At 73.2% G+C, this 22,127-nt stretch carries 23 protein-coding genes; 8 read left to right on the top strand and 15 right to left on the bottom strand.

The window, feature by feature from the left end; genetic code table 11:
• Window positions 1-49 precede the first annotated feature (49 nt).
• From HF519_RS09380 to HF519_RS09360, 5 genes are all read left to right on the top strand, one after another.
• Window positions 50-538 carry a MaoC family dehydratase gene (locus HF519_RS09380; protein ID WP_312860009.1) on the top strand — a complete coding sequence of 163 codons (489 nt, stop codon included), beginning with the start codon at window positions 50-52 and terminating at the stop codon, window positions 536-538.
• Window positions 531-1,385 (top strand): HpcH/HpaI aldolase/citrate lyase family protein, encoded by an 855-nt coding sequence (locus HF519_RS09375; protein ID WP_312860008.1) that lies wholly within the window; start codon window positions 531-533, stop codon window positions 1,383-1,385. Before HF519_RS09380 ends, HF519_RS09375 begins: the two co-directional genes overlap by 8 nt.
• A 107-nt stretch (window positions 1,386-1,492) precedes the next feature.
• Entirely contained in the window at window positions 1,493-1,663 is a 171-nt protein-coding gene (locus HF519_RS09370; protein ID WP_169412220.1) for an MFS transporter, read from the top strand.
• Window positions 1,660-2,562, top strand: coding sequence for an alpha/beta fold hydrolase (locus HF519_RS09365; protein ID WP_312860007.1), 903 nt, complete (start codon window positions 1,660-1,662; stop codon window positions 2,560-2,562). The genes HF519_RS09370 and HF519_RS09365 overlap by 4 nt, the downstream gene beginning before the upstream one ends.
• Window positions 2,563-2,654: 92 nt before the next feature.
• Window positions 2,655-3,038 carry a hypothetical protein gene (locus HF519_RS09360; protein WP_211169767.1) on the top strand — a complete coding sequence of 128 codons (384 nt, stop codon included), beginning with the start codon at window positions 2,655-2,657 and terminating at the stop codon, window positions 3,036-3,038.
• Window positions 3,039-3,046: 8 nt separating this feature from the next.
• Here the strand turns inward: HF519_RS09360 and HF519_RS09355 are convergent, their stop codons facing one another.
• The 5 genes from HF519_RS09355 to HF519_RS32765 are packed head-to-tail and all read right to left on the bottom strand — an operon-like array spanning window position 3,047 to window position 8,572.
• On the bottom strand, window positions 3,047-3,295 hold the full coding sequence (locus HF519_RS09355) for a hypothetical protein (RefSeq protein ID WP_169412218.1): 249 nt from the start codon (window positions 3,293-3,295) through the stop codon (window positions 3,047-3,049).
• 26 nt (window positions 3,296-3,321) lie between these two features.
• Window positions 3,322-3,942: an isochorismatase family protein gene (locus HF519_RS09350; protein WP_169412248.1), complete on the bottom strand. Its 621-nt coding sequence runs from the start codon at window positions 3,940-3,942 to the stop codon at window positions 3,322-3,324.
• On the bottom strand, window positions 3,939-5,831 hold the full coding sequence (locus tag HF519_RS09345) for a hydantoinase B/oxoprolinase family protein (protein WP_169412216.1): 1,893 nt from the start codon (window positions 5,829-5,831) through the stop codon (window positions 3,939-3,941). Before HF519_RS09345 ends, HF519_RS09350 begins: the two co-directional genes overlap by 4 nt.
• A 6-nt stretch (window positions 5,832-5,837) precedes the next feature.
• Complete coding sequence (locus tag HF519_RS09340; RefSeq protein ID WP_169412214.1) at window positions 5,838-7,904, bottom strand: hydantoinase/oxoprolinase family protein; 2,067 nt, start codon at window positions 7,902-7,904, stop codon at window positions 5,838-5,840.
• A complete protein-coding gene (locus tag HF519_RS32765) occupies window positions 7,901-8,572 on the bottom strand; it encodes a GntR family transcriptional regulator (protein WP_169412212.1) in 672 nt (223 codons plus the stop codon). Before HF519_RS32765 ends, HF519_RS09340 begins: the two co-directional genes overlap by 4 nt.
• A gap of 119 nt (window positions 8,573-8,691) precedes the next feature.
• Between HF519_RS32765 and HF519_RS09330 the strand changes: the two genes are divergently transcribed.
• Entirely contained in the window at window positions 8,692-9,594 is a 903-nt protein-coding gene (locus HF519_RS09330; RefSeq protein ID WP_169412210.1) for an isocitrate lyase/PEP mutase family protein, read from the top strand.
• A gap of 70 nt (window positions 9,595-9,664) precedes the next feature.
• Window positions 9,665-10,795 (top strand): D-alanine--D-alanine ligase family protein, encoded by a 1,131-nt coding sequence (locus tag HF519_RS09325; RefSeq protein ID WP_169412208.1) that lies wholly within the window; start codon window positions 9,665-9,667, stop codon window positions 10,793-10,795.
• A gap of 22 nt (window positions 10,796-10,817) precedes the next feature.
• Here the strand turns inward: HF519_RS09325 and HF519_RS09320 are convergent, their stop codons facing one another.
• Both HF519_RS09320 and HF519_RS31140 read right to left on the bottom strand, forming a co-directional pair.
• Window positions 10,818-11,405, bottom strand: coding sequence for a DUF3515 domain-containing protein (locus tag HF519_RS09320; protein WP_312860006.1), 588 nt, complete (start codon window positions 11,403-11,405; stop codon window positions 10,818-10,820).
• 4 nt (window positions 11,406-11,409) lie between these two features.
• Complete coding sequence (locus tag HF519_RS31140) at window positions 11,410-11,646, bottom strand: Lrp/AsnC ligand binding domain-containing protein (RefSeq protein ID WP_169412206.1); 237 nt, start codon at window positions 11,644-11,646, stop codon at window positions 11,410-11,412.
• 127 nt (window positions 11,647-11,773) lie between these two features.
• On the opposite strand from HF519_RS31140, the gene HF519_RS09310 reads away from it, so the two are divergent.
• A complete protein-coding gene (locus HF519_RS09310; RefSeq protein WP_169412204.1) occupies window positions 11,774-12,727 on the top strand; it encodes a thiamine-phosphate kinase in 954 nt (317 codons plus the stop codon).
• Between the two features lie 4 nt (window positions 12,728-12,731).
• Here the strand turns inward: HF519_RS09310 and HF519_RS09305 are convergent, their stop codons facing one another.
• From HF519_RS09305 to HF519_RS09270, 8 genes are all read right to left on the bottom strand, one after another.
• The gene (locus HF519_RS09305; protein WP_169412202.1) at window positions 12,732-13,115 is read right to left on the bottom strand and encodes a DUF4186 domain-containing protein; all 384 of its coding nucleotides are present in this window, start codon (window positions 13,113-13,115) and stop codon (window positions 12,732-12,734) included.
• A 10-nt stretch (window positions 13,116-13,125) separates the two neighbouring features.
• Window positions 13,126-14,802: an L-lactate permease gene (locus tag HF519_RS09300; RefSeq protein ID WP_169412201.1), complete on the bottom strand. Its 1,677-nt coding sequence runs from the start codon at window positions 14,800-14,802 to the stop codon at window positions 13,126-13,128.
• A gap of 356 nt (window positions 14,803-15,158) precedes the next feature.
• Window positions 15,159-16,529 (bottom strand): (Fe-S)-binding protein, encoded by a 1,371-nt coding sequence (locus HF519_RS09295; RefSeq protein WP_169412199.1) that lies wholly within the window; start codon window positions 16,527-16,529, stop codon window positions 15,159-15,161.
• Window positions 16,526-17,743, bottom strand: a complete 1,218-nt coding sequence (locus tag HF519_RS09290) for an FAD-binding oxidoreductase (protein ID WP_169412197.1) — start codon at window positions 17,741-17,743, stop codon at window positions 16,526-16,528. The genes HF519_RS09295 and HF519_RS09290 overlap by 4 nt, the downstream gene beginning before the upstream one ends.
• Window positions 17,740-19,194, bottom strand: a complete 1,455-nt coding sequence (locus HF519_RS09285; RefSeq protein ID WP_169412195.1) for an FAD-linked oxidase C-terminal domain-containing protein — start codon at window positions 19,192-19,194, stop codon at window positions 17,740-17,742. Before HF519_RS09285 ends, HF519_RS09290 begins: the two co-directional genes overlap by 4 nt.
• A 100-nt stretch (window positions 19,195-19,294) precedes the next feature.
• Window positions 19,295-20,044: an SDR family NAD(P)-dependent oxidoreductase gene (locus tag HF519_RS09280; RefSeq protein WP_169412193.1), complete on the bottom strand. Its 750-nt coding sequence runs from the start codon at window positions 20,042-20,044 to the stop codon at window positions 19,295-19,297.
• Entirely contained in the window at window positions 20,041-20,814 is a 774-nt protein-coding gene (locus HF519_RS09275; protein WP_169412191.1) for an SDR family oxidoreductase, read from the bottom strand. The genes HF519_RS09280 and HF519_RS09275 overlap by 4 nt, the downstream gene beginning before the upstream one ends.
• Window positions 20,811-22,121: an MFS transporter gene (locus tag HF519_RS09270; RefSeq protein ID WP_312860005.1), complete on the bottom strand. Its 1,311-nt coding sequence runs from the start codon at window positions 22,119-22,121 to the stop codon at window positions 20,811-20,813. The genes HF519_RS09275 and HF519_RS09270 overlap by 4 nt, the downstream gene beginning before the upstream one ends.
• Window positions 22,122-22,127 lie beyond the last annotated feature (6 nt).

Genomic DNA, 22,127 nt, shown 5'->3' with positions numbered 1-22,127 from the left:
GGATGCGCTCACGGCGCACTCGGCGTCGTCACGCAGGCTGGAGGTGGTCGTGAGCGCACGCCCGGACCGATCGATGGGCCGTTGGTTCGAGGAACTGCCCGTCGGGACGGTGATCGAGCACGCGATCACCCGCACCGTCACCGAGACCGACAACGTCCTGTTCACCACGATGACGATGAACCCGCAGCCGTTGCACCTCGACGCGGAGTTCGCGGCCGGCACCGAGTTCGGCAGGCCGCTGGTCAACTCGATGTTCACGGTCGCGCTGGTGGTGGGTCTGGCCGTCCCGGAGCTCACGCTCGGCACCACCATCGCCAACCTCGGGTTCTCCGAGATCGCGTTCCCCAAGCCGGTGTTCGCCGGGGACACGATCCACGTGGTCACCGAGGTCACCGACGCCCGGCGGTCGTCGTCGCGGCCGGACGCCGGGGTGGTCACCTTCCGGCACGAGGGCATCAACCAGCACGGCGAAGTGGTCTGCCGGGCCACCCGCGCGGCGTTCATGCGGTGCCGCCCGCAGGGGTCCGCGGGTGACTGAGATCGGAGCGCTGCGCAGCCTGCTCTTCGTCCCCGGCGGCCGGGCGGACATGATCGCGAAGGTCGGCCGGCCCGGGCCGGACGGCGTGGTGCTCGACCTCGAGGACGCGGTGGCCGCGGGGGACAAGGGCTCCGCGCGGCGCACCGTGGTCGAGGCGCTCGCAGGGCTCGAGGTGCCTGCCTCGACGCTGGTTCTGGTCCGGGTCAACGTGCCCGACAGTCCCTGGTTCGCCGACGACGTCGCCGCTGTCGCGGGCACCCGGGCCGACGGGGTGGTGCTGCCCAAGCTGGAGCGGTCCGGCCAGCTCGCGGAGCTGCGGGCGCTGTTCGCCGATCACGGCCGCCCGGACGCGGTCGTGGTCGCGGGCCTGGAGACCGCGCTGGGCGTCGCCGACAGTCGCGAGCTGCTCGCGGCGGGTGCGGCGATGGGTGTCGTCGCGGCGTACTTCGGTGCCGAGGACTACATCGCCGACCTCGGCGGTCGGCGCACGGCCGAGGGCGCCGAAGTGCTGTACGCCCGCAGCCAGGTCGCGCTGGCCGCCCGGCTGGCCGGGGTGATCGCGCTCGACCAGGTGGTCGTCGCCGTGCACGATGACGACGCGTTCCTCGCCGACGCCGAGCGGGCGCGAGCGCTGGGCTACCCCGGCAAGCTGTGCCTGCACCCGAAGCAGGTCGCCCTCGCGCACCGGGTGTTCACCCCGTCCGCCGAGGAGGTCGCGCACGCCCGCGCGGTGCTCGCGGCGGCGACCGGCGGGGTGGGCCTGCTGGATGGCGAGATGATCGACGACGTGCATGTGCGAATGGCCCGGGCGGTGCTGGTCAGAGCGGGGCAGCCGGGTTCGCCCTGACCCGGCCGGGCCTACCCCGATCCGGCGGGATCGGCCCGCCCCGGTCGCGTACGCAGATCGCACGGGCGAGCACGCAGCAGGCCGAGGGGTACGACACCGGACGCGCGGTGCTCCTGGCCGCGACCGCGTTCCTCGTCTCGACGACGTTCCCGCCGCCGGCCGCCGGCGGCCTCGGTCTGGCCTACGGTCCTTACACCACGTTCGCCGTGCTGTCGTTCGTCTTCGTCCTCCGCCCGGTGCCGGAGACGAAGGGCAAGCAGTTGGAGGAGATGGAGTGACGTCCTGGCTCGCGGGCGAGCCGGAGCACGAAGCCTGGGGACACGGATTCCTGCTCGACCGGCAGGGCCATCGGGTGCACTACACGCGCGGTGGCTCGGGCCCGCCGGTCGTCTGCCTGCACGGGTGGCCGGGGTTCTGGTTCGACTACAGGCGGCTGCGGCCGCTGCTGGAGGAGGACGCCGACGTCATCGCGATCGACCTGCGCGGTTTCGGGGCGTCGGACCGCCCGAACCTGCACGTCCGGGAGTACGGGCGCGACGCTCAGGCCGCCGTGGTGCGGGGCGTGCTCGACGACCTGGGCATCGCCGCGGCGGTGCTGGTCGGCTATGACATCGGGTCGGCGGTCGCGATCCAGGTCGCCCGCGACGTGCCGGAGCGCGTCACGGGCCTGGTGCTCGGCAACCCGATGCATCCCGGCGCCGGGCGGCTCGCCCTGTCGCCGGACCACCGGGGCGAGTTCTGGTATCAGGACTTCCACCGGCTCAGCCTGGCCGACGAGCTGATCGACGGCGAGCCGGCCGCGATCGAGGCCTACCTGCGGTACTTCTACGACCACTGGGGCCACCGTCACGCGTCCTTCGGCCCTGATCACATGGCCGCGCTGGTCCGCACCTACGCAGAACCGGGGGCGTTCTCGGCCAGCCTCAACTGGTACCGCTCGGGCTCCTCGACCGTCTTCGCCGCGATGGCGGCCCGGTCCGCGCCACCGCAGCCCGGGGTCGCGGTACCGGCGGCGGTCCTGTGGGGGGCGGCCGATCCGATCTTCCCCCTGCCCTTCGCCGAGGGTCTCGACGAGACCCTGCCCGGGCACACGATGACCGTCCTCGACGACGTCGGGCACTTCGTGCCGCTGGAGGCGCCCCGGGAGATGGCGGTGGCGGTGCGGTCGATGCTGTAGCGCGGTGGCGGGCGGTGGGACCGGCCTGCTCTTGCTCCGAGACGTGAGACTCGGTTCGGTAGCTGGCATCGTTCGAGGCCCAGGAGGACGGCATGGTTCTGACCCACCTGTGGATCCAGACCCAGCACGACGGTCTGCTCCGCGCCGACCAGATCGTCGGCATCGACTCGCACCCGACCCCGGAACTGGCCGGGAAGCCCTCCCACTGGCTGCTCGACATCGTGGTCGCGCTGCCGGCCGGTAGCGGCGGCCCGGGGGGCTGGGAGATCACGTCCCTGCATCGCACGGTCGTACAGACCCCCGCCCAGCCCAGCGGTGCCCCCCTCGCGCTCGCCAGACTGCTCGCCGAACTCGATGCGACGGATACCGCCGGTGTGCTGAAGGCAGCCGCGGACCGGACGCCCGGTGGGTCCGGCGGGCACGTGCTCTTCACCGTCGAGCCCTTCGACGGCGGTGCGGTACAGGCCGGCGACTGACCGCGCTCTCACCGAAGTCGTTGCACGCCGCTGCCGGTGCTCAGGAAGACCCCGGGCAGCGGCACCTCAGCCCGGCCGCAGGCCGTCCCGAGCGCCTCGGCCCACGCGAGGTCGGCAGGCCGCGGTACGTCGTGGCCCAGCCGTTCCAGGGTGAACAGGGCCGATCCCGGGTCCGGCGACGCGATCAGCTCGTCGCGCAGCCCGGCCAGAACCTGAGCCAGACCGGTCAGGAGCTGCGGTTCCGGGTGCGGTGGCATGACGAACCTGTGGACAACTCCGTACGTCAGTCCCCCCGGAGCCGGGCCAGCGCATCGTCGAGATCGACCACGTCGGCGTACTTCGCGTCCAGGTCCGCGAGGTTCGCCGCGTGGAGCTCCGGTGTCCGGTCCGCGCACGCCTGGTGGACCACCTGCGGGCGGAACCCGTGCTGCAGCGCGTCGGTGGCCGATGCCCGGACGCAGCCGGAGGTGGACACGCCGCACGCGACGACGGTGTCCACCCCGGCCGCGGCCAGGGTGGAGGCGAGCGAGGTCGCGAAGAACGCCGACGCGTACTGCTTGACCACCATCGGTTCCCCGGACTGGGGCTTCAGCGGCCGCGCGATCTCCCCCCAGCCGCCGTCGGCGTCCTCGGCGAACGCCGCCAGCGCGGGCACCTTCCGGACGAACAGCCCACCGTCGGCCAGGCCGGACGCGTACCGCACGACCGTCCAGAGGACCGGGTGGCCACCGGCACGGGCGGTGTCCACCAGTTCGGCGCACGCCGCGAGCGCCGGGCCCGGTTCGGGCAGCTCGAACGGCCCGCCCGGCGCGGTGTAGGCGCGCACCATGTCGATCACCAGCAGGGCCGGTCGTGACCCCCAGCCGACCCGCCCGGAGAACGCGGTGCCGTGCGGGCCGGTCACGACGACTGCGCCGTCCACACCGGGCGCTTCGGCGCCGGCAGCCCGGTCTCGGCCTCGCAGCGCTCCAGGAGCACCTCGATGGGCGGGCCCATGTCGAAGGTCGGCAGCTCCGCCGGCCGCGACGCCCGCATCTCGGCGCGCAACGTCGCGGTCGCGGCGTCGTCGACGGTGCCGTCGGCGGCACACACGACGCCGTAGCGCCGGGCGCCCTCGACGGTGACCAGTCCACGGGCCACCTCGAGCCCGACGAGCGCGGGATCGCGCTCCAGCGGGTCGCCCCAGCCGCCGCCGCCCCAGGTGACGAAGTGCAGCACGTCACCCGGCGAGACCGGCACGTCGTGGCACTTGGAGGGCAGCACCTGGCGGCTGCCGTCGGCGCGCTCGATCCACTTGGTGCCGCGGGCGCCCGGTGCGCCGCCGTTGACTCCCCAGGGGTAGGTCAGCCAGCGGTCGTCGTGGATGGCGATCGTGCCCGGCTCCTCGAAGGCGTAGGCGACGTCGACGCCGTTGCCGCCGCGGTGCAGGCCGGCTCCGCCGGTGTCGGCCACGGTCTCCCACTTGTCGATGCGCAACGGGTAGTACGACTCGAGGTACTCGCACGGGATGTTGACGAAGCTCGGCCAGAGCGAGTGGCCGTCCGGGCCGTCACCGAGTGGGCGCCCGGGGATGCCGCCGAAGCCGATCGAGTAGAGCTGGAACCACTCCCCCTTCCGCTCCCCGGAGGAGTAGTGGCCGGAGTACATGAAGTGCGGGCTGGACGAGAAGCCGGCCGCGTTGAGCAGCGCCGGGTTGGTCTGCCCGAGCAGCCCGCCGAACAGGTCGAACACCCGCCCGATGCCGTGGTTGCGGCCGTTGAGCGACGCCGGGTGCTTGGGCTTCCAGTAGGACCCGTCCGGGATCGTCACGTCGACCAGCGGATAGAAGCCGTCGTTCCACAGGATCTGCGGGTCGGCCACCGTGATCATGTAGATCCCGAAGAACATCCGGGTGAGGTTCTCGTTGATGTAGTAGTTGATCGGCCCGGCGGCCTGCGGCGAGGACCCGGTGAAGTCCAGGTGCACCTTGTCCCCGTGCCGGGTGAGCGAGAGCGTCAGCTCGTACGGCCCGTTGCCGACGCCGTCGTCGCAGATGTAGTCGGTGAAGCGCAGCGTCCTGCCCTCCTCGAACACCGCGGCCAGCAGGATCTTCATGGCGTCGTAGTTGCGCTGGAGCAGGGCGTCGAGCGCGGACAGGTACGTCGCGGTGCCGAACCGCTCGCACATCTCGACCACGCGGCGGCCCGCGGTGCGGCAGGCGGCGACGAGACCGTTGAGGTCGGCACGGTTCCAGTCCGGCATGCGGACCTGGTTCAGGATGATCTTGAGTGCGTCCCCGTTGAGCGTCCCGCGTGAGTACAGCTTGAAGGGCGGGATGACCACGCCCTCCTCGTAGATCGTCCGCGCGTCCGTGGGCATCGAGCAGGGCGTCTTGCCGCCGACGTCGGACATGTGCCCGAACATCGACGCCCAGCCGACCACCCGGCCCTCGTGGAAGATCGGCAGCACGATCAGCCAGTCGTTGGCGTGGCTGATCGCCGCCCCACAGGCGTACGGGTCGGAGGTCAGCAGGACGTCGCCCTCCTCGACGGTGTCGTCGAAGCCCTCCAGGAAGTCCGGGATGGACAGCCCGAACTGGCCGACGACCATCTTCCCGCTCGGGTCGCCGATCAGCGGGAACTCGTCGTGCTGCTCGCGGATGCCGGGGGACAGGGCGGTGCGGAACAGCACCTCGTCCATCTCGTAGCGGGCATTGCGCAGCCCGTTCTCGATGAGGTCCAGCGTGACGGGGTCGACCGCACCGCTCTCGACCTTCTCGATCGGCCCGGTCGCGGTCTCGATGATGCGTGCCATGTCGCGTCAGCCCTCCTGCACGGGGTTGATCAACAGGCTGCCGGACGGGTGCACGGTGGCGGCGTGGCCGGGCAGCACGAGAGTGGTCGAGTCCATCTCGGTGACGATTGCGGGTCCGGTGACCACGTCGCCCGCGCGCAGCTTGGCGCGGTCGTAGATGCCGGCCGGCACGCTCGCACCCGAGACGTGGATCGGATGGGTGTCGACCAGCGCCGCGGCCGGGTCCCCGTCGCCCTCGGGCAGCGTCACCGCCGCGACCTCGGGCCGCGGCCCGGACACCGTGGCGCGGGCGTTGACCAGTTCGTGGTCCACGTCGAGCAGGAACGAGAACAGCCGCTCGTGCTCGGCGTCGAAGCCGCCCGCGAGCCGCTCCAGCGCCTTGCCCCGGTCCTCCAGCCAGCTCGGGTCGACGTCGACGGCGATCTCGAAGCCCTGCCCGTGGTAGCGGACGTCGACCTGGAACCCGACCGTCTGGTCGGCGCGGGCCACGCCCTGGGCGGCCAGCCGCTCACCCGCCTCGTCGGCGAGTTCGGTGAGGATCGTGCCGAGCTCCGCCCCCGACAGGTCGGCGAACCGGCGCAACACGGTCCGTGCGGTCTCGTCGCGCAGCGACGTCGTGGCGTCGCCGAGTGCGCAGAGCACCCCCGGGGACGGCGGGACGATCACCGGCCAGGCCCCGGTCAGCCTCCCCAGTGCGTTGGCGTGCAGGGGACCGGCGCCGCCGAACGCGACGAGGGCGAACTCGCGCGGGTCGAAGCCCTGCTGCACGCTGACCAGCCGCAGCCCGCCGAGCATGTTCTCGTTGACGATGTCGACGATCCCGGCCGCGGCGGCCTCGGGCGAGGGCAGCCCCATCGCCTCGGACACCTTCGACACGGCGGTCCGGGCGGCCTCGACGTCGAGTGTGATCTCGCCGCCGGCCAGCGTGGGGGGCAGGTAGCCGAGCACGACGTTCGCGTCGGTCACGGTCGGTTCGGTGCCGCCCTTGCCGTAGGCCGCGGGGCCCGGGTCGGCGCCCGCGGACTGCGGGCCGACGCGCAGCGCCCTGGTCAGCTCGGGTACGTGCGCGATCGAGCCGCCACCCGCTCCGACCGTGCGGACGTCCACGCTCGAGGCCCGGACGGTGAGGTCGCCGACCTTGGTCTCCCGGCCGATCCGCGGGGTGAGGCCCTGGACGAGTGCGACGTCGGTCGACGTGCCGCCCATGTCGAAGGTGATCAGATCGGAGTAACCGCACTGCTCCGCGACCCACACCGCGCCGGTCACGCCGCCCGCCGGCCCCGACAGCAGCATCGTCACCGGGGCCGACACCGCGGCAGCGGCGGCGGAGAGTCCGCCGTCGCTGCGCAGGATCGCCAGCTCGCCGGCCACCCCGCCCGCGCCGAGCCGGCCCGACAACGTCTCGAGGTAGCGCTTGACCTGCGGCTGGACGTACCCGTTGGCCACCGTGGTCACGGTGCGCTCGTACTCGCGCAGCTCGGGGAGCACATCGGAGGACAGCGACACCGGCACGCCGGGCAACTCCTCGGCGGCGATCACGGCGATCCGCTTCTCGTGCGTGGGGTCGGCGAAGGAGTTGATCAGTGCGACGGCGAGGGCCTGGATGCCACGACCGGCGAGCTTGCGGAGCTGGGTGCGGACGTCGTCCTCGTCGAGCTCGCGGACGACCGAACCGTCGCTGCCGATCCGCTCGTCGACCTCGACGGTGTTCTCCAGCGCCGCCAGCGGCTCCGGCTTGGGCCAGATGATCCAGCCTGCGAGCCCACCGGGGACGTAGGAGCGGGCGATCTGGAGCACCTGCCGGAAGCCCCTGGTGGTGACGAGCCCGACGACCGCGCCCTTGCCCTCGAGGATCGCGTTGGTCGCAACCGTGGTGCCGTGCAGAACCTGGGCGACGTCGCTGAGCTCGATGCCGGCTTCGGCGCACACCTTGCCGACGCCGTTGAGCACCCCGACCGCCTGGTCGGCCGGGGTGGAGGCGGTCTTCGCCCGCCATGTCGCGCCGCTGGCCTCCTCGACCAGCAGCACGTCGGTGAAGGTACCGCCGACGTCGACACCGAGCCGGTAGGTCATGAGCCTGTCTCCTTCTCGTTCTGCGCATCAGCGGCGGCGCGGACCATCACGGCCCGGGCGTTGTGGATGTGTGCGGTCATCACGGCCCGTGCCCACTCCGGATCCCCGGCGCGCGCCGCGGCGACGATCTCGGCGTGGTGGGAGAGGCTGCGGAGCAGCGACGCGTCGCCGTAGGCGTGGAAGTTGCGCAGCACGATCGGCGCGTGGATGGCCCCGGCCAGCGCGGCGGCGAGGGCGGGGTGGTCGGCGAGCGTGACGAGCCGGCCGTGGAACTCGCGGTTGAGCGGGACCAGCGCGTCGAGGTCCTGGCCGGGGCCGGGGGAGCCGACGGCGAGCATCTCGGTGGCCAGGGCGTCGAGCGCGGCGAGATCCGCGGCGTCCGCCCGGGACACCGCCCGCGCGGTGGCCCGCGGCTCCAACGCCGCCCGCAGGTCGAACACGCCCTCCAGCTCGGCGATCGACCAGCTGGTGACCCGCGCCCCGCGGTTCGGGCTGATCTCGACGAGACCCTCGGCGGCGAGCCGGGTCAGGGCCTCGCGCACCGGGGTCCGGCTGACGCCCAGGCGTTCGGCCAGCTCGACCTCGCCGAGGCGCAGCCCGGGCGCGACATCCCCGCGCAGGATCATCTCCCGCACCGCCTCGAGCGCCCGTTCCGATGCCCGCGTCACGCGTGACCTCTTTCACTCGGCCTCGAATTGTGTGCAATGTAGGGGGGAGTGCTTCCGATGTCCACGAACGAGTCGTAGTTTTCTTGTATCTGTATGCAACGAGGAAATGAGGGATCTTCGTGGCCGATCTGCTGAGCGCGCCGACACCCCCCCGGGCCCGGCTGCGCGAGCTGCTGACCGCCGCGGCGAGCGGCCGGCCGCTGGTGGCCCCCGGCGCGTACGACGCACTGTCCGCGCGGCTGATCGAGCAGGCCGGGTTCGACGTCGTCTACATGACCGGTTTCGGGACGACGGCGTCGCTGATCGGCCGGCCCGACGTCGGGCTGCTCACCGGTTCCGAGATGGTCGACAACGCCCGCCGGATCGTCGCCGCCGTCGACACGCCCGTCATCGCCGACGCCGACACCGGTTACGGCAACGCGATCAACGTGCTGCGCACCGTGGCCGCGTACGAGCAGGCCGGGGTGGCGGGCGTCCACCTCGAGGACCAGGCGATGCCGAAGAAGTGCGGACACATGAGCGGCAAGGCGGTGATCCCGGCCGAGGAGATGGCCGGCAAGATCCGCGCCGCCGTCGCCGCTCGGCGCGACCCGGACTTCCTGCTCATCGCCCGCACCGACGCAGCGGCCGTCGAGGGGCTGGACGCGGCGATCGCCCGCGCCCGGGCCTATGCCGAGGCGGGCGCGGACGTGCTCTTCGTCGAGGCGCCCACCAGCGAGGACGACATCGCGCGGGTCGCGAAGGAGCTGCGCGGGGTGGCACCGTTGGTGTTCAACTGGGCCGAGGGCGGCCGGACCCCGGCGCTGTCCCTGGAACGGATCGCCGAACTCGGGTTCTCCCTGGTGCTCTTCCCGATCGGCACCCTGCTGGCGGCGACCGCCGGCATCCGGGCGCTGCTGGAGACCCTCCGTGCCGACGGCACGCCGACAGCGGCCCTGCCCGGGCTGCCGACGTTCGGCGAGTTCACCGACCTCATCGGGCTACCCGAGATCGGTGAACTGGAGCAGCGCTTCGGGGCCTGAACGGGGCGGATGCCCCGAGTCGTCACGCCGCCCACGACGCGCGGGCGGGCCGCGGCTACCCTCGGCGGCCATGACCGCGCACGCAGATCCGAGCCGGCGCCGCCTGCGGGTGGCCGTGGTGTTCGGCGGCCGCAGCAGCGAGCACGCCATCTCGTGCGTGTCGGCCGGGAGCGTGCTGTCCTACCTGGACCGTGAGCGCTTCGAGATCGTGCCGGTCGGCATCACCCCCGAGGGCGCCTGGGTGCTGGGCACCGACGACCCGGCGGGGCTGCAGATCACCGAGCGGGCGCTGCCGTCCGTCGACGCGGGCGGTACCGCACTGGCACTGCCCGGCGACCCGACCCGCGGCGGTCTCGTGCTCCTGGAGTCCGACCGGGCGGGCCAGGTGTTCTCCGGGGTCGACGTCGTCTTCCCGGTGCTGCACGGCCCGTTCGGTGAGGACGGCACGCTGCAGGGACTCCTGGAGATGGCGGGGGTGCCTTACGTCGGTGCCGGGGTGCTCGCCAGCGCCGCGGGGATGGACAAGGAGTTCACCAAGAAGCTGCTGGCCGCCGACGGGCTGCCCGCCGGCGACCTCGTCGTGCTCCGCCGCGGCACCGCGACGCTGACCGGCGCCGAGCGCGACCGCCTCGGGCTGCCCGTCTTCGTCAAGCCCGCGCGTGCCGGGTCGTCGGTCGGGATCACCAAGGTCACCGACTGGGCCGACCTGGACTCCGCGATCGCCACCGCCCGCGAGCACGACCCGAAGGTTCTGGTCGAGGCGGCCGTCGTGGGCCGTGAGGTGGAGTGCGGGGTGCTGGAGTTCCCCGACGGCTCGGTGCGGGCCAGCGTGCCGGCCGAGATCCGGCTGGTCGGCCCCGGACCGGGCGGCACCTCCCCGGAGTTCTACGACTTCGAGTCCAAGTACCTCGACGACGTCTGCGAGTTCGACATCCCGGCCAAGCTCGACGACGCCGTCACCGAGCGGCTGCGGGAGCTCGCCGTCGCCGCGTTCCGGGCGCTGGACTGCCAGGGCCTGGCCCGGGTGGACTTCTTCGTCGGGCCGGACGGCGAGCTGACCGTCAACGAGGTCAACACGATGCCCGGGTTCACCCCGATCTCGATGTACCCGCGGATGTGGGCGGTGACCGGGGTCGACTACCCGACGCTGCTGGCCACGCTGGTGGAGACGGCCGTCGCGCGGGGAACCGGACTCCGCTGACGACGCGGCCGGGGCCCGCGGGTCAGCGGACGGCGACCTCGGTGGCCGGCAGGGTCGAGCGGATCACATCGGAGACCGCCTGCAGCGGGCCGCTACCGACGGTCGACGGGGCGGTGAGCACGACGTAGACGGGCCGGTCGACCGCGACGTAGGTCGCGAGGACCGAGTCCGGTGCGGTGTCGGTGAGCCGCAGCCACCGCACCCCGTTGATCTCCAGCAGGGCCGAGGCCGGGTTCAGCTCGACAGGGCGCGGCAGTCCACAGCGCAGGACGACCGGCCGCGGGGACGCCGCCCATGCCAGCACCCCCGGCGCCGGCTCGGCGAGCGGCCGCGACGGCAGCACGCCGTCGTCGCCGGGGAGCCCGACCGGGAGGGCCGCCAGCAGGGCGGCGCACTCGCCGCCGCCCGCCCCCGGCGCGTCGACCGGGGCCACCGCCAGCGGCCCGGTCTCGGCCGGCGCGGCCGCCGTGGCGTCCGGGCCGCCGTCGATCCCGCGGATCCGCACCGTGATCCCGATCGCGGCCACGATGACCGCCAGCAGCACCGGCAACGTGATCGCGACGATCACTGCGGGGCGCAGACGCTCCCGTCCGGTCTCCGTGCCGGTCACCACGTCAGCCCAGCTTGACGACCGGGCAGGTCAGCGTGCGGGTGATGCCGTTGACGCCCTGCACCTGGGCGACGACGAGTTGTCCGAGCTTGTCGACGTCGTCGGCCTCGGCGCGGACGATGACGTCGTACGGGCCGGTCACGTCCTCGGCCGACGTCACTCCCGGGATGGCGGCGATCTCGGATGCCACGGCGGCCGCCTTGCCGACCTCCGTCTGGACCAGGATGTAAGCCTGCACCACGGCGTGCCCCTTCCATGTCGCTTCGTGTGTGTCGAGTCGTGTCGGGTAGGAAAGTCGGAAACCGAACGTACCGGAGGTAGCCGCGTTGCCCCCATCGTCGAGCGCCTCAACCGGGTCGAGCGAGGGAATGAACACACTGGATGAGGTGGGTGAGTTCGGGCTCATCGCTCGTGTGACCGCGAACCGGCGCCAGCCCGCGGGGACCCTGCTGGGTCCCGGGGACGACGCCGCGGTGGTCGCCGCGCCCGACGGCCGGGTGGTGGCCTGCACCGACGTGCTCGTGGAGGCGGTGCACTTCCGGCTCGACTGGTCGACCCCGGAACAGGTCGGCCGCAAGGCCGCGGCGGCGAACCTGGCCGACGTGGCCGCGATGGGCGCGGTGCCGACGGCGCTGCTGGTGGGCCTCGCGTGCCCGGCGTCGACGCCGGTGGAGACGTTGGAGGGGCTCGCCGACGGGCTGTGGGCCGAGGCGACCGCGGTCGGCGTCGGCCTGGTCGGGGGCGATGTGGCGTCGTCGGCGACCCTCGTGGTCTCGGTGACCGCGCTCGGCGACCTGGAGGGCCGCGAGCCGGTGACCCGGTCCGGCGCCCGCCCGGGCGACGTGGTGGCGCTGTGCGGCCGGGTGGGCTGGGCGGCCGCGGGCCTCGCGGTACTGAGCCGGGGGTTCCGCTCGCCGGTGGCGGTGGTGGGCGCCCACCGGGTGCCCGAGCCGCCCTACGCCGCCGGCCCCCAGGCCGCGATCGCCGGTGCCACCGCGATGATCGACGTCTCCGACGGGTTGCTGGCCGATCTGGGCCACCTCGCGCAGGCCTCCGGCGTGCTCGTGGACGTCCGCAGCCCGACCCTGCAGGTGCCCGCGCGCCTGGCCGAGGTGGCGTCCGCGCTCGGTGCCGACCCGCTGCACTGGATGCTCACCGGTGGCGAGGACCACGCCCTGGCCGCGACGTTCCCGCCGGACGCGACCCTGCCCCCGGGCTGGACGGCGATCGGGCGCGTCTGCGAAGCCGGTGACGGCCCCGGGGTGCTGGTCGACGGCCGGCCCTACGCGGAGCCCGCGGGATGGGACCACTTCGCCCGGTAGCCGGTCACGGGGGTGGCTCGTCCGGAGCGTACTGGCCCACGAGCCAGCGGCAGATCGCCTCGACCACGTAGTGGCGCTCCGCGTCGTCGAGCTCGTGGCCGGCCGGGATGGCGTGCCAGCGCTCCAGGCAGGTGCGGCAGCAGGTCGCGGTGGCGTGCTGGGCCACGAAGACGGGATGCCCGCGATACGGGGTCTGGCGGCCGTCGTTGTGGGGCCGGGCCGGGGCGAGCCGCTTGCCGATCAGGTCGTCGGCGTGCCGGCGGACGGTGCCGATCCCGCGAAGGTCCACGACGGCCCGGTCCCGGCCGCGGAGCCGGAACCCGGCCCGGAACGGGTGCTGTCCGATGCGTCGCAGGCGCTCGTCGAGCCCGTCGATCCGGTCGTTCATCCGGTCACCGTCAGGGCAGCATCCAGCCCAGTACCGGGGTGGCCTGCAGCGCGATGATCGTGGAGAGCACCACCAGCATCCCGAGACTCCAGCCGATCACCTTGCGCAGCAGCACGCCCTCCTGCCCGTCGAGCTTCACCGCCGCGGCGGCGATGGTCAGGTTCTGCGGCGACAGCATCTTGCCCAGCACACCGCCGGAGGAGTTGGCCCCGGCCAGCAGCTCGGGCGGCAGGCCCGCGCCCTGGGCGGCCGTCACCTGCAGCGCCCCGAACAGTGCGTTGGCGGAGGTGTCCGAACCGGTCACGGCGACGGCGAACCAGCCCAGCACCGGGGACAGGAACGCGAGCGCCCCACCGGCCCCGGCCACGAACAGGCCGATCGCGGTGGTCTGGGCGGACGCGTTCATGACGTAGGCCAGGGCGAGCACCGCGGCCACGGTGAGGATCGCCCAGCGCAGCTCGACGAGGGTGCGGCGGTAGGTCCGCACCGACCTGGCGAGGCCGACGCCCAGCACCAGCGCGACGATCACGCCGGCGATCAGCATCAGGGTGCCGGCGGTGGAGAGCCAGGTCAGCGAGTACTGGGTCGTGCTGTGCGGCTTGCCGGTCCGGTCGACGACGTCCAGCCCCGGCCAGGTGAACGCGAGCTTCAACGAGTCGAGTGCCGACTTGACGCCCGGCAGCTGGGCCAGTGCGAAGACCGCGACGATGATCGCGTACGGGGCGTAGGCCCGGCGCACGTCGGCGCGGGAATCAGGAGCGGCTGCGGTCCCCGGGCCGCTCCCCGCCGCCACCGCGGGTTCGCGGGCCGCCCACACCGCGTTCGGCCGCACCCGGGCCAGCGCGACGACGGTGATCGCGCCGAGCAGCGAGGCGACGATGTCGGTCAGCTCGACGGAGACGAAGTTCGAGGTCACGAACTGGGCGAAGGCGAACACCACGCCGCACGCCAGCGCCGGCACCCACGCCTCCCGCAGGCCGCGTCGCCCGTCGACGATGAACACGAGCACGAGAGGAACGAACAGCGCGAGGAACGGCGTCTGCCGGCCGACCATCGACGCGACCTGGTCCAGCGGCAGCCCGGTCACCCGGGCCAGGGTGATCACCGGGACGCCCATCGCGCCGAACGCGACCGGCGCGGTGTTGGCGACCAGCGCCAGCACCGCCGCCTTGATCGGTTTGAAGCCCAGCGCCATCAGCATCACCGAGGTGATGGCGACCGGGGCCCCGAACCCGGCCAGCGCCTCGAGCAGGCCGCCGAAGCAGAACGCCACCAGGATCGCCTGGGTCCGCCGGTCGACCGAGAGCGTGCCGAAGTTGCGCCGCAGCACGTCGAAGTGTCCCGTCGCCACGGTCATGTTGAACACCCAGAGGGCGTTGACCACGATCCACATGATCGGGACGAGCCCGAAGAACGCCCCGTGTGCCGCGGCGGACAGCGACATGCCGACCGGCATCCCGAATCCGGCGATCGCCACCCCGAGGGCCGCCGCGAGCCCGGCCAGCGCGGCCCACTGCGCCCGTACCCGCAGCACCCCGAGCAGCACGAGCACCACCGCCAGCGGGACCACCGACACCAACGCGGACAGGCCCGGCGAGCCGCCCAGGAACTCCGGATCCTGCTGGTAGACGGCGAGCAACGCGCCGGACTGCTCGGACGCCAGGGACGTCGGTGTCCAGGTCCTCATGACCGCGGAGTCTGCGCCCGCGATTGCCCACCGGCAGGCCGAGCTGCGCCATTCGGGTCATGATCGAACGGTTTCGTCCCGGTCCGCGTCCCGGTGTCCGACTGCGGTGGAGATCGCGGAGCAGTAGTACCTCGACCCCGGGGTGGATGGCCTCCCGCTGCACCGGCGCCGCCGACGTCCCCCGGGGGACGTTCCACGCGCCCGGCGTCGGCTCCCAGAAGTACTCGTCGTCGGTCAGCCCGTCGAGCCTGGGGCTGCAGGTGAGCACCCCGGTGCCGGTCGAGCTGCCGGACGAGCTGCTCGGTCCAGTCCATGCCGGGGGCGGTAGCCGTGAACCCGGCACGGTCCGGTCACGATCAGGTACGCGGTACGACCGTCCCGCGGATCGACGCGTCGAGCAGTTGCACCGGGTGCAGCAGTGGGACCGGAGCGCGCTCGGGATCGGTTTCAGATCCGGTGAGGTGCTTACCGATCTGCAGCAGGCACCCCGGATTGGCCGTGACGATGATGTCGGGATCCACCGACCGCACGTTGGCCGCCTTGCGGGCGCCCAGGTCGGCGGCGGCCTCCGGCGCCACCATGTTGTAGATGCCGGCCGAGCCGCAGCACAGCTCGGCCTCGGGCAGGTCGAGGAGCTCCAGGTCGGGGATGCTGCGCAGCACGGCGCGCGGCTGCGCCCGCACCTTCTGCGCGTGTCCGAGGTGGCAGGCGTCGTGGTAGGCGACCCGGCCGCGGATCGGGTGCCGCGGCGCGCGTGGCTCCAGATCGGCCAGCACCTCGTGCACGTCGCGCACCCGGGCGCTGAACGCCGCGGCCCGCTCGGCCCACTCGGGGTCGTCGGCCAGCAGGTGGGCGTAGTCCTTCATCGACGACCCGCAGCCGGCGACGTTGGTGACGATCGTGTCCACGTCCAGGGACTCGAAGCGTGCGATCGTCCTCCTGGCCCGGGCCAGCGCGCCGGACTCGCGTCCGGCGTGCAGTTCCAGCGCCCCGCAACACTGCTGGTCCCGGGGCACGACCACGTCGCAGCCCTCGGCGGCGAGCACCCGCACGGTCGCCTCGTTGACCCGGTGGAAGAACACGTCCTGCACGCAACCCGACAGCAGGGCGACCCGCGCCCGGCGCTCGCCGACGGCCGGGGTGTACACCGGCAGCCGGGCGAACGCCTCCTTGAGCTGCACCGGCGGGAGCAGCGACTCGGTCGCGGCCAGCCGGGCCGGGAGCTTGTCCAGGATCCGCGGCAGCACCCGCCGGCCGAGCCTGGTGGCACGCACCTTCTGGTAGAGCGCCCCGGGCACGGCCGCGGCCCGCAGCCGTCGCTTGTACGGGAACAGCGCGAAGATCGCGTCGCGGAACAGCTTGTCCGACTTCTCCCGCGGCACGTTGCGCTCGATCTGTGGGCGGACCGACTCGAGCAGCTTGTCGTACTGGACGCCCGACGGGCACGCCGTCACGCACGCCATGCAGCCCAGACACCGGTCGATGTGCTCGGTGAAGGGGCCCTCCAGGCTGATCTCGCCCTTCGCGGCCAGGTCCATGAGGTAGATCCGGCCGCGCGGGGAGTCCATCTCCTCGCCCCACAGCTGGTAGGTGGGGCAGGTGGGCAGGCAGAACCCGCAGTGCACGCAGTCGTCGAGCAGGTCGCGCTGCGGCGGGTGGTGCGCGTCGAACGCGCTGGGCCCGTTCTGCGGCAGCTTGGTCTCGGGAGATCCGGCGGGGGTGGTCACGTGGTCCTCCCAGGGGACGTGAGCTCGAACCAGGGGGCGAACCGGCCGGGCCCGAACCGGCCGGCGGGGTCGAGCGCGGTCTTCACGGCCTTCAGCACGCCGACGGCGGACGGCGCCGGCCCCCACGCGGGGCCACCGAAACCGGTCGGACGGTCGCGCAGCGCGGACGTGCCGCCCGCGGCGTGCACCGCGCGGTGGGCGGCCTCGATCGCCTCGGCGTCCGCGGGGAGGGCGGCGGTCGCCACCCCGGTGCCGAGACCGATGGTCAGGGCGGCGTCCGGGGTCGCGGCGCCCGGGAGCGCGGCCAGCAGACCCGGCAGCGCCGAGGGTAGGGCGCCGAGGCGGAGCACCGCGTGCCCGGGGCCGCCGCGGACCCGCTCGGCGTGCGCGGCCCACTCCTCGGCCTCGGCGTCGGCGGCGATCTCGGTGGCGGCGGGGCCGAGCGCCGCGCGCAGCCGCCGAGCTCGCCCGGACAACGCGTCCTCCGTGCCCTCGACGCGGACGAGCAGCCGGCCGGCCTCGGTGGCGGCGGGGCCGTCCCCGGAGCCGTCGCTGTCCGAGCGCCACTCCAGTGCGACCGGCTCGTAGGGGCCGTCGAGCACGCGGCGGGCGTGCCCGGACGCTTCGGCGAGCGGACAGTCCAGCGCCACGGTCGTGGTGCGCTTGGGCACCGGGTGCAGCCGCAGTACGACCTCGACCAGGACGCCGAGGGTGCCGTAGGAGCCGTGGACGAGCTTGGCCAGGTCGTAGCCGGCCACGTTCTTGATCACGTGCCCGCCGCTGCGGGCGACCGTGCCGTCGGCCAGCACCACGGTGGTGCCGATGACCAGGTCACGCAGCGAGCCGTGGACCAGCGCGGCCGGTCCGGCGTCGGCGGTGGCGACGAGCCCGCCGACGGTGGCGCCCCGGGCGATGCGCGCGGCGTCGAGGGACACCTGCTGGCCGTGCGGTGCGAGCTCGGAGTTCAGCCGGCGCAGCGGGGTCCCGGCGTGCACCGAGACGGTCATGTCACCCGGGTTGTGCGCGATCACCCCCGTCACGCCGGTCATGTCGAGGACGCTGTCGACGGCATCGAGGTCGCCGCCCCAGGCGGCGGCGGTGCCGGCCCCGGCGATCGCGAGCCCGCCCGCCGAGTCGAGCACGGCCTCGCGGACCGATCGCAGGTCGGTGGGGCGCAGGGTGGTGGGAGCGGTGGTGTCGTCGGCGGCGGTCACAGGCGCTCGATCACTCCTGACTCCTCCAGCGGGTGGGGCCGGTACCTGCCCGGGCGCTCGCCGCACAGCCGCGGCGTGGGCAGCACCTTGCCGGGGTTGCACAGGCCGTCCGGGTCGAATGCGCCGCGGACGCGGTGCATCACCGCGAGATCGTCCTCGCCGAACATCTTGGGCATCGAGCAGGCCTTGTCGGTGCCGATCCCGTGCTCCCCGGACAGCGAGCCGCCCAGCTCCACGCACAGCTCGGCGATCTCGCCCGACAGCTTCTCGGCGCGCTCGGTCTCCCCGGCGGCGGCGCTGTAGAGCACCAGCGGGTGCAGGTTGCCGTCACCGGCGTGGAAGACGTTGGCCACCCGCAGCCCGGCGTCGCGGCCCATGCGTGCGATCCGGTCGAGCACCTCGGCCAGCCGGGTGCGGGGGACCACGCCATCCTGGACGAAGTAGTCCGGCGAGATCCGCCCGACCGCCGCGAACGCGGCCTTGCGGCCCCGCCAGATCGCCGCCCGCTCCTGTGGGCCCCCGGCGATGTGCAGCCGGGTGCAGCCGTGCTTGTCGCAGATCGCCTTGACCTGCTCGAACTGGACGTCACACTCCTCGACCGGGCCGTCGAGTTCGACGACCAGCGCGGCCGGCACCCCGACGGTGTAGCCCGCATGCACGGCCTCCTCGGCGGCCTCGATCGCGAGGGTGTCCATCATCTCGACCGCGGCCGGGACGATGCCGGCGGCCACGATGTCGCTCACGACGTCGCCCGCCGCGCTCACGGAGGGGAAGTCGGCGAGCAGCGTGCGCACCGTCTCCGGGGTGCGCAGCAGCCGCACGGTGATCTTGGTGGTGATGCCGAGGGTCCCCTCGGAGCCGAGGAACACCCCGCGCAGGTCCGGGCCGGCCTGCTCGGCGGTGTCGCCGCCCAGCGTGACCACCGAACCGTCGGGCAGCACGACCTCCATCGACAGCACGTGGTTGGTGGTGAAGCCGTACTTGAGGCAGTGCGCACCGCCGGAGTTCTCCGCGACGTTGCCGCCGATCGTGCAGACCTGCTGGCTGGAGGGGTCGGGCGCGTAGTACAGCCCGTGCGGGGCCGCCGCGGCGGTGATCTCCAGGTTCGTCACGCCCGGTTCCAGCACCGCACGCCGGTTCACCGGGTCGACCTCCAGCACCCGCTTGAGCCGGGACAGGCTGATCACCACGCCGTCGGCCACCGGCAGCGCGCCGCCGGACAGCCCGGTCCCCGCGCCACGGGCGACGAACGGGACCTTGTGCTGCGCGCACATCCGCACCGCCGCCGCGACCGCCTCGGCGTCGCGGGGGAGCAGTACCAGCTCCGGGACGACCCGGTAGCCGGTGAGCCCGTCGCACTCGTAGGACCGGCACCGCACCGGATCGTCGATCACGTTCTCGGCCCCGATCGCGCGGGCGAACGCGCTCCGGACGCCTGCCTCCAGCGCCACGGCACACCTCCGTTCCTCTATCCGCGTTCCTCTATCCGGTCGCGGCCCAAACGTAGCTTGCGTGTCCCGGGCGCGCCCCCGCTGATCGGACGCCGATCGGTCAGCGCCGCGTGACCCGCAGGCCGGACATCCCGCCGTCGACCGCTACATCGGTACCGGTCACGGACGCCGCGTGCGGGCTCGCGAGGTAGGCGATCGTCTGCGCGACCTCGTCCATCGTCACCAGCCGCCCGGTCGGCTGCCGGGCCTGCAGCGCGGCGAGCTCGGCGCCGGGATCGTCCGCGGCCCTGAGCAGCCGCCCGATCCACGGCGTGTCGACGGTCCCGGGGTTCACGCAGTTCACCCGGATCCCCTCGCCGACGTGGTCGACGGCCATCGCGCGGGTGAGCGAGAGCACCGCGCCCTTGCTCGCGGAGTACAGCGCCCGGTCCGGCAACCCGGCCGTGGCGACGATCGAGCAGACGTTGACGATCGCCGCCGCGTCCGAGCCGCGCAGCGCGGGCAGCGCGGCCCGGGTGACCCGCACCAGCCCGAGCAGGTTGACGTCGAGCACCCGCCACCACTCGTCGAGCCCGTTCGCCTCGACGGTGCCGGCGGCGCCGATGCCGGCGTTGTTCACCAGCACGTCGAGCCCGCCGAACCGCTCGAGCACCTCGGCGACCGCCGACGTCACCGAGGCCTCGTCGGTGACATCGGCGCGCACGCCGACGAGCGGTTCGGGCACACCGGTCGGGTCGAGGTCCAGGACCGCGACCCGCGCGCCGCGCTCGGCGAGCAGTCGTGCCGTGGCCAGCCCGATGCCGGAGCCGCCGCCGGTGACGAGCGCCGTTCTCCCTGCGAAGTCGTTCACGGCAGCGTCTGCCCGCCGTCGACGTGCCAGGACTGCCCGGTGACGAACCGCGACGCGTCGGACGCGAGCACGACCGCGAGATCGGCGACGTCCTGCGGGGTGGTGAGCCGGCCCATCGGGATCCCGGTGCGGAACTTCGCGGGGTCGCCGTCGATCTGGCGCTCCGGCCCGATCCCGAGGCGTCGCCACTGCTCGCGCTGCAGTTCGGTGTCGCACGAGCCGGGGCACAGCGTGTTGACCCGGATGCCCTCGCCCGCCAGTTCCAGCGCGAGGCAGCGGGCCATCATGTCGGTCGCCGCCTTGGACGCGCAGTAGGCCCCGAGGTCCATCCGCGGCGTCCGCGCGCAGTTCGAGGTGACCACGACGATGGACCCGCTGCCCGCCCGGGCGCGCATGTGCCCGGCCGCGGCCCGCACCGACAGGTATGCCGCGCGGGTGTTGACCGCGAACTGGGCGTCCCAGTCGTCGACGGCGGAGGTGACCAGGTCGCCGGCGCGCAGGATGCCGGCGTTGTTGACGAACACGTCGGGGGCGCCGATCGCGTCGACGACCTCGGCCAGGGCCCGCTCGACCTCGGCCGCGTCGGTGAGGTCGGCCGCCACGGCCGGGCCGCCGACCTTCTCCGCGGCGGTCCCGGCGCCCTCGGCGTCCTTGTCGATCACGGCGACGGTGGCGCCGGCCGCGGCGAGCGCGGTGGCGATCGCCTGCCCGATACCGCGGGCCGCCCCCGTGACCGCGGCGGTCTTCCCTTCGAGGACACGTGTGCTCATGCGGTGGTCTCCTTCGCGGGGTCGTCGGCGTAGCGGGCGCGGATCGTGAGCAGCGACAGCAGGCTGATCACGGCGATGGCCGCGAGCAGCGCGGCCATCGGCCAGGACGCGTTGTCGTAGCGCAGCAGCAACGCGCTGGCCACGAGCGGGACGAGCCCGCCGAGCATGCCGCCGATCTGGTAGCCCAGCGAGGCGCCGCTGTAGCGGACCTCCGGCGGGAACATCTCGGAGTACAGCGCGGCCTGCGGCCCGTACATCAGCGGGTGGCCCAGACCCATGATCACGATGACGCCCAGGAACAGCAGCGGGGTCGACATCGTCTCGATCAGGGCGAACAGCGGGAACGCGAAGGCCGCGACGAGGATCGCGCCGGCCGCGAACACCGGCCGCCTGCCGACCTTGTCCGACAGCGCACCGAACAGCGGCACGGTGAAGCACATGATCACGGCGGCGGCGAGCACAGCGCCGAGGAACTCCCCGCGCGGGACGCCCAGGTGCGTGGTCGCCCAGGACAGCCCGAGCACCGTGACCAGGTAGAAGACGGTGTTGATGATGATGAACGCGCCGGCCGCGCCGAGCACGCTGCCGCCGTGCCGGGTGATCGCCTCCTTGACCGGCATCCGCGCGGTGCTTCCGCTGGCCTCCAGCTGGGCGAAGACCGGCGACTCCATGATCCGCAACCGGACCACGAGACCGACGATGATCAGGATCGAGCTGAGCAGGAACGGCACCCGCCAGCCCCAGGACAGGAACGCGTCATCGGGCAGCACGCCGACCGCGGAGAACGCCGCGGTGGACAGCACCAGCCCGAGCGCGCTGCCGATCTGCGGCCACGAGCCGTAGAAGCCGCGCTTACCCGGCGGGGCGTGCTCGACGGCCATCAGGACCGCGCCGCCCCACTCGCCGCCGACCGCGACGCCCTGTACGAAGCGCAGCGCGACGATGATGATCGGGGCGAGGATGCCGATCTGCGCGTAGCCGGGCACCAGGCCCATCGCCAGCGTCGCCAGGCCCATCGCCAGCAGCGAGATGACCAGCATCTTCTTGCGGCCGACCCGGTCGCCGTAGTGTCCGAACACCATCCCGCCCAAGGGTCGGGCGGCGAACCCGACGGCGTAGGTGGACAGCGCGGCGAGCAGGCCGGCGCCGGGGGAGAAGTCGGGGAAGAAGAGCTGGGGGAACACCAGCGCGGCGGCGGTGCCGTAGATGTAGAAGTCGTACCACTCGACGGTGGTGCCGATCAGGCTGGCGAACGCGACCTTGGTGCTCTGCCGCCGGGTGTCCGGCGGGGTCGGTGGGGCGCTCACGGACGT

This window comes from Pseudonocardia bannensis (genome assembly GCF_012911875.1).
GTDB classification, from domain to species: domain Bacteria; phylum Actinomycetota; class Actinomycetes; order Mycobacteriales; family Pseudonocardiaceae; genus Pseudonocardia; species Pseudonocardia bannensis.
Note: the sequence above shows the minus strand (reverse complement) of the source record. Positions and strands in the feature narration are given on the sequence as shown.

Coding starts and splice junctions, on each gene's coding strand:
- HF519_RS09310 (WP_169412204.1), top strand. CDS start 11,774: ATGAACACACTGGATGAGGTGGGTGAGTTCGGGCTCATCGCTCGTGTG.
- HF519_RS09325 (WP_169412208.1), top strand. CDS start 9,665: ATGACCGCGCACGCAGATCCGAGCCGGCGCCGCCTGCGGGTGGCCGTG.
- HF519_RS09305 (WP_169412202.1), bottom strand. CDS start 13,115: ATGAACGACCGGATCGACGGGCTCGACGAGCGCCTGCGACGCATCGGA.
- HF519_RS09355 (WP_169412218.1), bottom strand. CDS start 3,295: ATGCCACCGCACCCGGAACCGCAGCTCCTGACCGGTCTGGCTCAGGTT.
- HF519_RS09345 (WP_169412216.1), bottom strand. CDS start 5,831: ATGGCACGCATCATCGAGACCGCGACCGGGCCGATCGAGAAGGTCGAG.
- HF519_RS09360 (WP_211169767.1), top strand. CDS start 2,655: ATGGTTCTGACCCACCTGTGGATCCAGACCCAGCACGACGGTCTGCTC.
- HF519_RS09300 (WP_169412201.1), bottom strand. CDS start 14,802: ATGAGGACCTGGACACCGACGTCCCTGGCGTCCGAGCAGTCCGGCGCG.
- HF519_RS09340 (WP_169412214.1), bottom strand. CDS start 7,904: ATGACCTACCGGCTCGGTGTCGACGTCGGCGGTACCTTCACCGACGTG.
- HF519_RS09275 (WP_169412191.1), bottom strand. CDS start 20,814: ATGAGCACACGTGTCCTCGAAGGGAAGACCGCCGCGGTCACGGGGGCG.